Source organism: Streptomyces sp. NPDC088725 (genome assembly GCF_044751305.1).
Lineage (GTDB): Bacteria > Actinomycetota > Actinomycetes > Streptomycetales > Streptomycetaceae > Streptomyces.
This window is the reverse complement of sequence record NZ_JBIVLO010000007.1, coordinates 324,663-337,259: the sequence shown is the minus strand read 5'-3', so window position 1 is coordinate 337,259 and position 12,597 is coordinate 324,663. Positions and strand designations below refer to the sequence as shown.

The following is a 12,597-nucleotide window of genomic DNA, read 5'->3' as shown; positions in this document are numbered from 1 at the left end:
GCCGCTGCGGATGCGAGAACAGTCCGCGCGAGTGAGTCTTCCTCTCAGGAGGTTCACGATGCGTTCATCATTGCTCGCTTTCCGTGCGGCCGGAGCCGTCACCGTGCTGGTGGCGGCCCCTGCCGTCGGCGTCACGACCGCCACCGCCGCCGAGGCACGCGACTCTGTTCAGGTCACGGTCACCCCGTCCACCATCGCCCCCGGTGGTGAAGTCGCGATCAAGGTCGAGGGCTGCGACAGCTTCTCGGGCCAGGCCGCGTCCGACGCCTTCGTCGCGAAGGCGGAGCTGTCCGGCGGCGAGGGGGGCCGCGGCGGCCGCTCGAAGGTGCCGATCTTCGGCGAGACGACGGTCAAGTCGTCGGCCAAGCCCGGCGGTTACGAGATAAACGTCCGGTGCGGTGGTCGCGACCACGCCGGCGCCGGCAGTTTCCAGGTCGTGCACAAGTCAGGCCGCCCGGCCCACGAAGCGGGCCGCCCGAAGGGCGAGCCGGCACGTCCGGAGCGCGAGGAAGCCCGCCCCGAGCGCAAGGTGGCCCAGCCGGACCACAACTCGGTTCGCCGGGAAGAGGATCCGGATCGTCCGGAGCGCGAGGCGGATCGTCCGGACCACGAGGGCGCGCGTCCGGATCATGAGGCAGATCGGCCGGATGGCGAGGCGGATCGCCCGGATCGCGAAGCGGGTCGTCCCGAGCACGACCAGGGACGTCCCGAGCACGACTCGGGTCGTCAGGACCACGATTCAGGACTTCCCGAGCACAACTCGGACCATCCCGAGCAGGGGGCGAACCACCCTGAGCATGAAGGGGAGCACCCCGGAGACCACTCGGGCGATCATTCCGGCGATCACGCAGGTGATCACGCAGGTGATCATTCCGACCACTCCGACCATCCGAACCCGGCTCAGTCGCCGATCGCACCCGTACGGGCGGGCGGCGGTGGTACGGCCGTGCTGGCCGCGGACGGCCAGGCGGCCGCCGATCGTTCGGGCCCCGGCGCCCCGCACGCCATGGTCGGCCTTCTCCTCACGGCGGTCGCCGCGATCGCCGTGACTTTCAGGAGTGTGCGGCGACGGCGTACGGCTGTGCGGGAATCGGACTGAGATGTCCAGCGAGAACCGCACAGCTGGCAGTGGCCGACTGCTGACCGGTTTGGCCTGGGCCGTTCTGCTGCTGGGGCTGTGGCTCTGGGGCCGTGAGATCACCGACGGCTCCGAATCGGGCAGTTCGGCCCCCACCACCGGCGACGTGGCCGCTGTCGGCCGCCCGCCGGGGGTGGCGCTGCCGGCGGCCCACAAGCCGCTGAAGCCCGCGAAGCCGCAGCGCGTGGACGTCCCGTCGATCGGCGTCACCGCGCCCGTCGTCGCGCGAGGCCTCGATACGCAGGGCGCGATCGAGCCGCCGCCGTACGAGACGCCGCACACGGTGGGCTGGTACGGCAACGGCATCGAGCCGGGTGCACCGGGCACGGCTCTCTTCGTCGGCCACGTCGACACCGAGACCAAACCGGCCGTCTTCTACGGGCTGAGCGCGGCGAAGCCGGGCGAGAGGATCCGTGTGACGAGGGCCGACGGCACGATCGCCGTCTTCACCATCGATGACGTCCAGGTCTTCAAACGTGACCGCTTCGACGCGCAGAAGGCCTACGGCCCCCGCGACAAATCCCGCGCCGAGCTGCGCCTGATCACCTGCGGCGGGGCATTCGACCGCAAGACGCGCGGATACACGGCGAACGTCGTGGTGTCGGCCTACCTGACGGGCGTGGCGGAACCGCGGGCGGGATGAGAGGCCGGCCCGCCGCTCCGGGGGCGGGCCCCAGCTCGTAGGAAGCTTCCCGGGCGCTCCGTTCCCGCCACTCACCCATCACCGGCACCCCGCGGCAACGGCGGCTCTCCCGGCAGAACGAACGAAGCCCCCTCACATCACGTGAGGGGGCTTCGTCTGTCTGTGCGCCGCCAGGGACTCGAACCCCGGACCCGCTGATTAAGAGTCAGCTGCTCTAACCAACTGAGCTAGCGGCGCCTGCGGACTCCGACAACTTTACCCGATCGTCCGGGGTGATCCTGCCCATTTGATCGGCGCTGTGGCCTGTCGGATGACTTTTTCTGGCTCTTGATCCGTCAAAATATGACATGTCCGGACAGTTGAGACATTGGCGTTCGCACATCGCGTCGATGGATCTTGATGAGTGTGGAGGGATTCGCATGTCCATCCCGGTCTTCGAGGAGTACGAGCCCGCTCTCGACCGCCCCCGCGCCGGATGCGCCGTACCACGGCGTGTTCCGGTCCGGGGTCTGCCACCGCGCGGAGGTGGCAGAGCGGCGGCGTACGGCGCCCGCCGTGCGCTGGTCCTGTTCGCCGCGGCGGGCGTCGCGCTCGGCGGGGCCGGCGTGGCGGTGGCCGCTGAATCCGTGTCGCCGGTGTCGGCACCGGCCCTGTCGGCGGCCGGGGTCCCGGCTCCGGCCGCAGCCCCGGGCAGGGCGAGGCATACGACGCCGGGCACCACGCCCGGCTCGACCCCGTTGGCCAAGCCCGATCCTGAGACCCCGCAGGGCACCAGTGGTCCGCTGCACGGCGGCTCCCCGGCCCCCGGATCGGCGCCGTCCGCCGGTGCGCTGCGCGAGACCACTCGCTCCGAGATCATCAGCCGCGCGAAGCTGTGGGTTTCGGCGAAGGTGCCGTACAGCATGACCAAGTACTGGCCCGACGGATACCGCCAGGACTGTTCCGGCTACGTGTCGATGGCCTGGAACCTCGAGGGCAATGAGTGGACGGGCAGCCTCGCGGAGTACGGCGTGAAGATCACCCGGGACGAGCTGGAGCCCGGTGACATTCTGCTCTTCCACAATCCCTCGGACCCCAACAAGGGATCCCACGTCACGATCTTCGGCGGCTGGGCCGACGACTCGCACGACAACTACCTGGCGTACGAGCAGACCCCGCCGAACACACGCGCGCAGTCCACGCCGATGGCGTACTGGAACAACTCCGACCGCTATGTGGCCTACCGCTACAAGGGTCTCCGCGACGAGAGCGGCCGTGGCAGCACGCCGAGTGCGACGACGGCGTACCCGGGCGCCAAGTCGTTCGGGCCCGGTGCCAACAACAAGTACGTCACGCAGCTCGGCCGGATGCTCGTCCAGCGCGGCGGCAAGCGTTTCTACAGCGACGGTCCCGGCCCGCGCTGGGGCCAGGCGGATCAGCGGGCCACCGAGGCGTTCCAGCTGGCGCAGGGCTGGCGCGGTGCGGCGGCGGACGGGCTGCCGGGGCCCGGCACCTGGCAGTACCTGGTGACCGGTCAGGGCAAGGACATCCCGCCGGCGGGCAGGGCCGGGGCCGCCGGTCCGGCGGCGAGTGCCGCGACCGCCCCGGCCGCCGGGGCGTCCGTGAGCGCGACGGCGGGCGCACCGGCGTTCCCGGGCGAGCGGTACTTCGGGCCGGGCCAGTCCAACACATATGTCGGGCAGCTCGGCAGGCAACTGGTGAAGAAGGACTTCGGCACGTACTACGCCACCGGCCCCGGACCGAGCTGGAGCGAGTCGGACCGACGCAATGTCGAGGCGTTTCAGCAGGCCCAGGGCTGGCGCGGCAGCGCGGCCGACGGTTACCCGGGTCGGGAGACCTGGCGGCGACTCTTCGCATGACGGAGGCAAGGATGACGACGACGACCCCGACCCCGCCCCCCGGAGACCAGGGTCCGCCTGAGAGCGAGACGTACGGCTGTGAGGACGGCGCGGCCGGCGCGGACGGGCACGCGCGTACGGACGCCGGTCCCGAGTGGCCCTGGGCGGCGGCGCTGACGGTGCGGCCGGACAGCCGCCGGCATGAGCCGGGAGCCGACGAGGTGGAACCGGGTGCGCAGCGCGAGGTGGAGCGTGGCGCGGAGCACGACGTTGAGCCGCCGGCTTACGCGGCCGGGGCGGCCGGGGTGGCGGGCGCGGACGGAGGACCGGGGGCGGCCGGTGCCAGGGCATCGGAGGCGGTCGTGGAGGAGAGCGCCGTATTCCGGATGATGGGTTGGGGCTCCGGTTCCGGGGTGCGCGACGCGGCGCATGTGGGTGGTACGCACAGGAACGACACGGTGGACGAGCCGGAGGAACGGTCCGAGAACCGGCCGCCGCGTCCGGCCGCGTATGACCGCAGGCCGCTGGGCGCGGGAGCAGGAGCGAGCGAAGCGGCCACCGGGGAGCGGGTGGCGTCCGGGGAGTCGGAAGCGCTCGGGCAGTCGGTGTCCGACGAGTCGGAGACGATCGGGCAGTCGGCGTCCGGGGAGTCGGAGACGCCCGGGCAGCCGGAAACGCCGGGCGAGTGGGATGCGGCGGGCGAATGGGAGGCGTCCACCTGGCCGTCGGCGCACTCGGGTTTCGTGCCGGGCCCGCACGGTCCGGCGTTCGCGCGGCCGCTGGTGCAGTCGGGTTCTCGCTCCGGGGGAGCCGCTTCTGGCGCACGTCCCGAGGAGCCGGAGGACGAACCGGCCTCGGGTGAGGCGGTCGGCCGGTCCGGGCGTATGACCTCTGGGGCCGAGCGGGACGCTTTTGTGCCGTCGCCGGCGCACTCGGGTTTCGCATCCCTGGCCGCTGCCCCTGACGGGCGTCCGCAGGCGACTGAGGCGGACGGGGGCGAGGGCTCGTATCTGCCGACCGGGGCCTCCGGGGCTGGACCGTCCGAAGCAGGGGACCCCGCAGCCCAAGAGCCCGACGCCGTGGCTCTCGAAGCCGAAGCCGAAGCGTCCGAAGCTGAGGTGCCCCCCAGCGAGCCGGCCGAGAACGAGGCGTCTCCTGCCGGGCCGGCCGGCACGCCGTCGTCTGGCGTCGAGACATACGGCGGACTCTCCTACGTCGGGGTGCCCCGCGCCGGGGTGTCGCCCGCCAGACTCTCCCACGCCGTATCGCCCGGTGCCCCGGCGTCCGGTGCCGGAACCTCCGAAGCCGGATCCTCCGCCGCCCGGTCCTCCGCCGCCCGGTCCTCCGACACCGGTTTCTCCGACGCGGCAGCGGCGGGCGGCGACGCGTCCGGCGAGCACGGTGTGTCCGGGGCGGCCCGGCGCGGTGATGAGTTGGCGGGGGCTCTCTCCCGCGTCGAGTACTCGTCTCTCGCGGACGTGTCCGTCTCCGGCGCCGCGTCCCCGAGTGGCGACCGGGACACTCTCGCCCCCGGCCTTCCGCGTCGCGGCCCCGACACCACGGGCGAGACCGCACCGGAGATCCCCGCGCACCTGCTCTTCCGGGACGAGATCGAGGCCGACGCCGTGACCACCGCGGCCGGGAGCGGCGCCGTACCGCCGCGTACGGGGCGCGTGCCCGTGCCCGCTCGCGGACCCGCTCCGGTGAGGCCCGCTCCGTACATCGATCCCAAGCTCACCGAGCGGCCCGGTCCTTCGCTGCCGGGGCGGGCCGCCGTGTTCGTCGGGATCTGCGCGCTGGTGGCCTGTGCGGCGGTGCTGTGGTGGGCGGGCGCTGTGCCCGGTGCCGTCGAGGAGATGCTCCGGCTGCCGTCGTACCCGTACCACGGCGTCGCGTTCGGGCAGTGGGCTCTGCTCGCGATCGGTGTGACCGTCGTGCTGTTCACCTTCGGCGGGCTCGGCCGCGGCCGGGTCGGGCACGGCTGGGTGCTGACGCTCTGCGGTGATTACCGCGGGACGGTGCGCCGTACGGGACTGCTCTGGGTGAGCCCGCTGCTGCTGCGCCACCGGGTGGACGTACGGCTGCGGCACTGGCGCAGTGAGCCGCTGCCCGCCGTCGACGCGAACGGGACCGCGCTGCGGGTCGTGATCCTGGTGGTGTGGCGTGTCCGGGACACCGTGCGCGCGGTGCTTGGCGTGCGGGACCACGAGGAGTACCTGCGCGAGCAGGTGGAGGCGGCGGTGGCGCGGGTGCTTTCGCAGCTGCCGGCCGACGCGTTCCACGAGAACGAGCCGACGCTGCGTGACGCGGTGGCGGTCGGCGACGCGCTGACCCGGAGGCTCGCGGCGGAGTGCAGGCCCATCGGGCTCGACGTCTTCTCGGCGCAGCCGACGCGGATCGAGTACGCACCGGAGATCGCGGACGCGATGCAGCGCAGCCGGGTCGCCGCGCTCGACGTCAGGCACCGGGACGGTGTGCTGACCGCGGTGGTGGACGCGGTGGACGAGACCGTACGGAGGCTCACGCACCGGGGACTTGTCGAACTGGACGACGACGAGCGCAAGACGCTGGTCAAGGACCTCACGGTGGCGTTCTACGCGGCTCGGCACGGGGGCGGGGAGCAGCGCTGAACTTCCTTGTCGGAGAGCGAGGTTGATCGTGGAGGGTCCGATCGCGAGAGGAATCTGCCGTGAGTGGTCCGGCTCGGGCCGGTCTCAGTCCGGAGGGTCAGGATTCGGCCTGCTCGGGATTCCGCTCGGGACTCCGGCTGGTCCATACCGTGTTTGATATGGACACGGTCAAGTTCTGTCAATACTCTGTGGCCTGGTCTAGACCGCAGTGCGTGATCGTGCGTGATCGTCGTATCCGTACGCCTGCTCCCGCACCTCCCGCACCTCCTGCGCATCACCCGCACCACCGCACCACCCGCACGCGTGCAGCACAGCTCACCGAACTCCCCACGTTCTCTGGAGCGAAGCATGCGAAAGAAAATAGCCGCGGCCGTGGTCGGCCTCGCGATCGCCGGCGTCACCGTGCTCGGCAGTGGCAGCGCGAGCAGTCATGGCTACACCGACTCGCCCATCAGCCGTCAGAAGCTCTGTGCCAACGGCACCGTGACCAACTGCGGCAACATCCAATGGGAGCCGCAGAGCGTCGAGGGCCCCAAGGGCTTCCCGGCGGCCGGCCCCGCTGACGGCACGCTCTGCTCGGGCGGACTCAGTCAGTTCGCCGAACTCAACGACCAGCGTGGCGGGACCGGTTGGCCCGCCACCAAGGTCACGGCAGGACAGAATTACACGTTCCGCTGGCAGTTCACGGCCAGACATGCGACAACCGACTTCAAGTACTACATCACCAAGGACGGTTGGAATCCGTCCCAGCCGCTCACCCGTGCGGCCCTGGACACCCAGCCGTTCCTGACGGTGCCGTTCAACAACCAGCAGCCCCCGGAGACGCTCGAACACACGGGCGTCATGCCTCAGCGGACCGGCCGGCACATGATCCTCGCCGTCTGGACGATCGCCGACACGGCGAATGCCTTCTACGCGTGCTCCGACGTGCAGTTCTGACGTCACGACCGTGATCGCTCGCGCCCCGGGGAGTGTGGATCCCGCTCCCCGGGGCGCGTCCGGTCCGACCGGCCGGGGCTCCGCCGAGAGGCCTGCTGAAGCGCGTACTTGAGAGCTTCCCGCGCTGAACTGACCTTTCGAGGGCGCGGTTTCGTGCGCCCCAGCCAGGGCAACCTGTGAACCTGGCCCTCCGCTTGTGGTCAACTACGTCTTTTCACGTGCGCGTTCGGCGCGGAAGGGTGCGTTTCGGCCAGAACTTGGGGGACTATTCCGCCGACAGTCATCGCGCGTAGACCCGTACGTCAGCGACGGCCGCCAACCTGATGGAACTCCGTGCCGCCGGGTACGGAGCCGTCCCCCCACCCCCCATCCGGAGGTTCCCCCCATGCGCAGACTTCTGGCTCTCCCGCTCGTCGCGGCACTGCTCGCCCTTCCCCTGCTGACGGCAGGCCAGGCCAGCGCGGCTCCGGCCGACAAGCCGCAGGTGCTCAGCAACCTCACCCAGACCAGCGCGGCCAGCTACAACAGCTGGGTCGCTGCCAACAACGACCAGGGTGCCTGGGCCGCCTACGGCTTCGACTGGTCGACGGACTACTGCTCCAGCTCACCCGACAACCCCTTCGGCTTCCCCTTCCAGACGGCCTGCGCCCGCCATGACTTCGGCTACCGCAACTACAAGGCCGAAGGCACGTTCGACGCCAACAAGGCCCGGCTGGACTCGGCGCTCTACGAGGACCTGAAGCGCGTGTGCACCGGGTACTCGGGCGCGACGAAGACGTCCTGTGACGCGCTGGCCTGGACGTACTACCAGGCGGTCGACATCTTCGGCTTCACCCCGGCGGTGGACGGCGAGAGGTCCGTGGTCTGACCCACCTCTCCGGTTTCCGGGGACGGGCAGAACCCACGAAGAAGGGCCCCTCGCCTGAGCGAGAGGCCCTTCCCTGTCTGTGCGCCGCCAGGGACTCGAACCCCGGACCCGCTGATTAAGAGTCAGCTGCTCTAACCAACTGAGCTAGCGGCGCCTGCTGACTCAAAAATAATACCCGGTGCTCGGGGGTGCTCAGGACCACGGCCTGATCGGCCCACACGCCCAGGCCCGCAGCCCAGCCGGGCCCCGGTCTGGCCGGGCCCCGGCCGGCCGGGGCGCACAGCGCCGCCGCGCGCCCTGCCGCGTCCCCATGCGCAGCCTTACAGCGCCAGCGAGAGTGCCATCGGAGCCGCCCTCCGGTTCAGGGCGGCCGCCGCCGCGCGCAGCCGGTGGGCGTGCTCGACCGGGAGCGACAGGGCGAGGCAGCCCACCGTCGAGCCCGCCGTCAGCGGAACCGCCGCGCAGACCGTGCCGATCGCGTACTCCTGGAGGTCGAGCACCGGGACCGTGGGCGGCTGGCTGTCCAGCCGGGAGAACAGCTGCTGCTCGCTGGTGATGGTCCGCGACGTGAAACGGGCGATCTTGTGCCGGGACAGGTGGTCCTTGCGGGCGTTGTGGTCCAGCTGGGTCAGCAGGCACTTGCCGATCGCGCTGGCGTGGGCCGACGAGCGGAAGTCCACCCATTCCTTCACCGCGGGCGTCGTCGGCCCGTCGGCGATCTGTGTGACCTTGACCTCGCCGTCGACGTACCGGCTGAGGTAGACGGCCGCGCCGACGGAGTCGCGCAGCTCACGCAGGGTGTTCCCGAGCTCGGTCTCCAGAGCGGCCTGCCGGGCGGCGCCCGAGCCGAGCAGGATCATCGAGTCGCCGGCGGCGTACGCGCCGGCCGCGATCTGTTCCACGTATCCCTCGCGCCGCAGCATGACGAGCAGGGGTGCCAGATGTCCGGCGGGCAGGCCGGTCTCGCGGGAGAGCTGGAGTTCGGTCACGCCGCCGCTGTGTCCGGCGACGGCTTCCAGGACCCGCAGCACGTAGTGCACGGAGTGGAACGATGCGGTCGGCTCGGGCTTCAGCGTCACGGTTCCCCTAAACGAGCCTTCGCGGGAGTGTCCTGCTCGCGGCCGGACGCCCCCGCGAAGACACGCCGTAGCGGCCGGTGACCGCAAGCTCACCTCACGATAGCTGTCAAGGCCGGTTCGTGGAGAGTCTGTTGACGGGACGAGTGGTGCGGCGCCGGGTCTCGAGCTGCGCCGCACCACCCATGGCATATGCCAGAGTCACTATTGCCGAGGAGAGCCCGAGGTCAGAGGACCGCGCTCAGGAAGGCCCGGGTGCGCTCGTTCTCCGGCGCCGAGAAAATTTTCTCGGGGGATCCGGTCTCCACGATCCGACCCGAATCGAACATCAGTACCTGGTCGGAGACATCCCGGGCGAAACTCATCTCGTGGGTGACGCAGAGCATGGTGATGTTCGTGGTCGACGCGATCTCGCGCAGCAGATCGAGCACGCCCGCCACCAGCTCCGGGTCCAGCGCCGATGTCACCTCGTCCAGCAGCAGGATCTCCGGCCGCATCGCCAGCGCGCGGGCGATCGCCACGCGCTGCTGCTGCCCGCCGGAGAGCTGGGAGGGATGCGCGTCGATCTTGTCGGCGAGCCCGACCAGCTCCAGCAGCTCGCGTGCGCGTGTCTCGGCCTCCTCGCGCTCCACGCCGAGGACGTTGACGGGTGCCTCGGTGATGTTCTGGAGCACCTTCATGTTCGGGAAGAGGTTGAACTGCTGGAACACCATCCCGATCTTCTTCCGGGACTCCCGCAGCTGCTTCTCGCCGGCCGGCTTCAGGCCGCCGTTCGCCGTGCGCATGTGGGACAGCGGCTTGCCGTCGACCCAGATCACACCGTCGCTGACCTTCTCCAGCGTCATCAGCAGCCGCAGGATCGTGGTCTTGCCCGAGCCACTGGGACCGATGAGGGTGACGTGCTCGCCCCGCCGCACGGCGAAGTCCAGCTGATCGAGCACCACATGGTCGCCGTACCGCTTCACGACCCGGTCGAAGTGGACCAGGGGCTGTCCCTGCCCGGTCGGCGGGACGGCGTCCTCGGGGGCCGTCTTCTCTACAGGTTCAGTGGCCAAGGCGCTTCTCCAGCTTTCTCATCAGCAGCGAGGTCGGGTAGCTCGCGACCAGGAAGATCAGTCCCGCGAGTGTGAACGCCTCGGTGTAGGCGAAGTGGTCGGTCCCGTACTGCCGGGCCTCGAAGACCATTTCCTGGACCGTGATCACGGCGAGGAACGGGGTCTCCTTGAACATCGAGATCGCGTAATTGCCCAGGGCGGGCAGTACGTTGCGCACCGCCTGCGGCAGGATCACCGCCTGCCAGGTCCGCCGGGGAGACATCGAGAGCGCGCGGCAAGCCTCCCACTGGCCCTTCGGCACGCCGTCGATCCCGGCGCGGTACACCTCGGAGGTGTACGCGGCGTAGTGGATGCCCAGCACGACAATGCCGATGGTCAGCGGTTCGACGCTGCTGAACACCGCGTTCGCGCCGACCAGTTGCACCAGCAGCGGAGTCGACCGTACGAACTCCGTGACGGCGCGCACCGGTACGGTCAGCAGCCGCGAAGGCGCCCGGCCCGCGACCGCGACCGCGAGACCGAGCACGGCGGCGAGCAGGATGCCCAGCACGGTCGCGAGCAGGGTGACCTTGAACCCGTTGAGCAACAGGGGCAGTACGTCCCCGGCGGCGTCCCAGTCGAAGGTTTTCACTGAGCGGCACCTCCGGTGACCGTCGCGCTGACGGCGCTGCGGCTGCGCAGCAGGCTGCGCCTGTCCGTGCTCTGGCCGAGCCTGGCCTTCGCGGTCCGTTCGAGAAGATTCATCAGCAGGGTCAGCAGGTAGGCCAGGACGAAGTAGCAGACGAGCAGGGTCACATAGGCGGTGAGGGATTCACCGGTACGGTCCCTGATCTGCTGGATCACGGTCATCAGGTCGGCCGCCGAGATCAGCCACAGCAGCGGGGTCGCCTTCAGCAGCTGGATCAGCAGGTTGGTGAAGGACGGGATCATCTGGACGGTGGCCTGCGGCAGGATGACCCGGCGCATCCGCTGGAACGGCGACATGTTCAGTGCGATCGCCGCCTCCCACTGGGCGCGCGGTACGGCGTTGACTCCGCCGCGCACGACTTCGGCGCCGTACGCACCGAAGTTGAGGCCGAAGGCCACCACGCCGCAGAGCAGCGGGGTCAGTTCGTAGCCGGTCAGCGTGGGCATGGCGTAGTAGAGCCAGAACAGTTGGACATACAGCGAGGTCCCGCGGAAGAACTCCACGACGACCCTGGACACTCCGCGCACCGCGAGGAGTTGGCTGCCGGCCATCAGGCCGAGGACGAAGGACAGGACGAGAGCGAGCGCCGCGCCGAGGGCCGTGGCCTCGACGGTCACCAGCAACCCCGAAGTGATCTGGGGCAGTTCGTCAAAGAAGGTGGAGAAGAAGTCACCCATACCGGTGGTGTCCCCGTCAGCCCTTGCAGAGATCGGCGGTCTTCAGCGTGGCCGGCGGCAGCTCGCTCGCGCCGAAGCCGTACGGCTGAAGCAGGCTCGTGTAGCGCGCCTTGTCCGAAGTGATCTTCTTCAGCTCGGTGTTGAAGGCGTCACGCAGCGCTTCGTTGCCCTTCTTGAAGACCGCGGCGCCTGGGCTGTACTGCGGCTTGCCCTTCAACTCCGGGACGAAGGGCGGCGCGACCTCGGTCTGCGGGTTGGTCTTGGTGAGCCAGCGCAGGGAGATGCCGGTGAGGAGGAAGGCGTCGATACGGCCGCCCTTGACGGCGTCGGCGCCGTCCTGCGGCTTCTGGAACGTCTTGAGCTTGTCCTTGGAGATGCCCGCGCCCTCGGCGTACGAAGCCTCAACAGCGCCTGACAGCACGCCGATGGTGATCCCCGCGGCCTTCGCGGAGGCGAGGTCGGTGACCTTCTTCGGGTTGCCCTTGCGCACCATCAGGGCGGTCGGCGAGATGAACTCGGGTTCGGAGAACAGGGCGTTCTCGCAGCGCTCGGGTGTGATCGCCATGCCCGCGCTGACCACGTCGTACTTGCCGGCCTGGAGCCCGGGGATCAATCCGTCGAAGTCGGCCAGCGTCGGCTTCAGTTGGGCGACGCCGAGCGCCTTGAATATCTCCGCGTGCAGGGTGGGGGCCTCGCCCTTGAGCGTGCTGCCCTCGGTGTAGCCGTAGGGGGCCTCGTTCGCGTACGCGACCCGGACGAAGCCCTGCTTGCGCAGCTTGTCCAGCGTTCCCGCTCCGCTTTCCGTGCCGCTGTCGGTCTTGCTGCACGCGGAGAGGAGGCCTGGCACGACGAGCAGGCCGCCGACGGCCGCGGAGCGGCTGAGGAAGCCCCGGCGGGACAGATTCGGGAAGTCAGCCATGGATTCGCAATCTCCTCGGTGGGCTTGGAGCGCCGCGCAGCCGCGGACAACGGGACGCGCCTTCCCGATCCGGATGGTCTATGCCGGTCAGCGGAGGGGTGTAATCAAACAGTGTCCGGAAGGTGA

General features: G+C 70.0%; 11 protein-coding genes and 2 tRNA genes. 6 read left to right on the top strand and 7 right to left on the bottom strand.

Going from position 1 to position 12,597, the window contains the following annotated elements; genetic code table 11:
* Positions 1-58: 58 nt before the first annotated feature.
* Positions 59-1,099 carry a hypothetical protein gene (locus ACIP6N_RS20200; protein WP_401817249.1) on the top strand — a complete coding sequence of 347 codons (1,041 nt, stop codon included), beginning with the start codon at positions 59-61 and terminating at the stop codon, positions 1,097-1,099.
* 1 nt (position 1,100) lies between these two features.
* Complete coding sequence (locus ACIP6N_RS20195; RefSeq protein WP_401817247.1) at positions 1,101-1,781, top strand: class F sortase; 681 nt, start codon at positions 1,101-1,103, stop codon at positions 1,779-1,781.
* A 163-nt stretch (positions 1,782-1,944) separates the two neighbouring features.
* On the opposite strand, the gene ACIP6N_RS20190 is transcribed toward ACIP6N_RS20195, so the two are convergent.
* Positions 1,945-2,018: transfer RNA gene (locus tag ACIP6N_RS20190), tRNA-Lys, on the bottom strand.
* 182 nt (positions 2,019-2,200) lie between these two features.
* Between ACIP6N_RS20190 and ACIP6N_RS20185 the strand changes: the two genes are divergently transcribed.
* The 4 genes from ACIP6N_RS20185 (at position 2,201) to ACIP6N_RS20170 (ending at position 8,056) form a co-directional block, all read left to right on the top strand.
* Positions 2,201-3,640 carry a peptidoglycan-binding protein gene (locus ACIP6N_RS20185; protein ID WP_401817246.1) on the top strand — a complete coding sequence of 480 codons (1,440 nt, stop codon included), beginning with the start codon at positions 2,201-2,203 and terminating at the stop codon, positions 3,638-3,640.
* An 11-nt stretch (positions 3,641-3,651) separates the two neighbouring features.
* The gene (locus tag ACIP6N_RS20180) at positions 3,652-6,249 is read left to right on the top strand and encodes an SPFH domain-containing protein (protein WP_401817245.1); all 2,598 of its coding nucleotides are present in this window, start codon (positions 3,652-3,654) and stop codon (positions 6,247-6,249) included.
* A gap of 348 nt (positions 6,250-6,597) precedes the next feature.
* Positions 6,598-7,188 carry a lytic polysaccharide monooxygenase gene (locus ACIP6N_RS20175; protein ID WP_401817243.1) on the top strand — a complete coding sequence of 197 codons (591 nt, stop codon included), beginning with the start codon at positions 6,598-6,600 and terminating at the stop codon, positions 7,186-7,188.
* Positions 7,189-7,573: 385 nt separating this feature from the next.
* A complete protein-coding gene (locus tag ACIP6N_RS20170) occupies positions 7,574-8,056 on the top strand; it encodes a phospholipase (protein WP_401817241.1) in 483 nt (160 codons plus the stop codon).
* A gap of 80 nt (positions 8,057-8,136) precedes the next feature.
* Here ACIP6N_RS20170 and ACIP6N_RS20165 read toward each other — a convergent pair.
* The 6 genes from ACIP6N_RS20165 to ehuB all read right to left on the bottom strand — a co-directional run bounded on the left by ACIP6N_RS20165 (position 8,137) and on the right by ehuB (position 12,471).
* Positions 8,137-8,210 (bottom strand) — tRNA-Lys (locus ACIP6N_RS20165).
* Between the two features lie 166 nt (positions 8,211-8,376).
* On the bottom strand, positions 8,377-9,135 hold the full coding sequence (locus ACIP6N_RS20160) for an IclR family transcriptional regulator (RefSeq protein WP_401817239.1): 759 nt from the start codon (positions 9,133-9,135) through the stop codon (positions 8,377-8,379).
* Positions 9,136-9,359: 224 nt separating this feature from the next.
* Positions 9,360-10,187, bottom strand: coding sequence for an ectoine/hydroxyectoine ABC transporter ATP-binding protein EhuA (gene ehuA / locus ACIP6N_RS20155; RefSeq protein ID WP_401817238.1), 828 nt, complete (start codon positions 10,185-10,187; stop codon positions 9,360-9,362).
* Complete coding sequence (ehuD, locus tag ACIP6N_RS20150; protein WP_401817237.1) at positions 10,177-10,818, bottom strand: ectoine/hydroxyectoine ABC transporter permease subunit EhuD; 642 nt, start codon at positions 10,816-10,818, stop codon at positions 10,177-10,179. Before ehuD ends, ehuA begins: the two co-directional genes overlap by 11 nt.
* A complete protein-coding gene (gene ehuC, locus ACIP6N_RS20145) occupies positions 10,815-11,552 on the bottom strand; it encodes an ectoine/hydroxyectoine ABC transporter permease subunit EhuC (protein WP_401817236.1) in 738 nt (245 codons plus the stop codon). The genes ehuD and ehuC overlap by 4 nt, the downstream gene beginning before the upstream one ends.
* 16 nt (positions 11,553-11,568) lie before the next feature.
* Complete coding sequence (gene ehuB, locus ACIP6N_RS20140; protein ID WP_401817235.1) at positions 11,569-12,471, bottom strand: ectoine/hydroxyectoine ABC transporter substrate-binding protein EhuB; 903 nt, start codon at positions 12,469-12,471, stop codon at positions 11,569-11,571.
* Positions 12,472-12,597 lie beyond the last annotated feature (126 nt).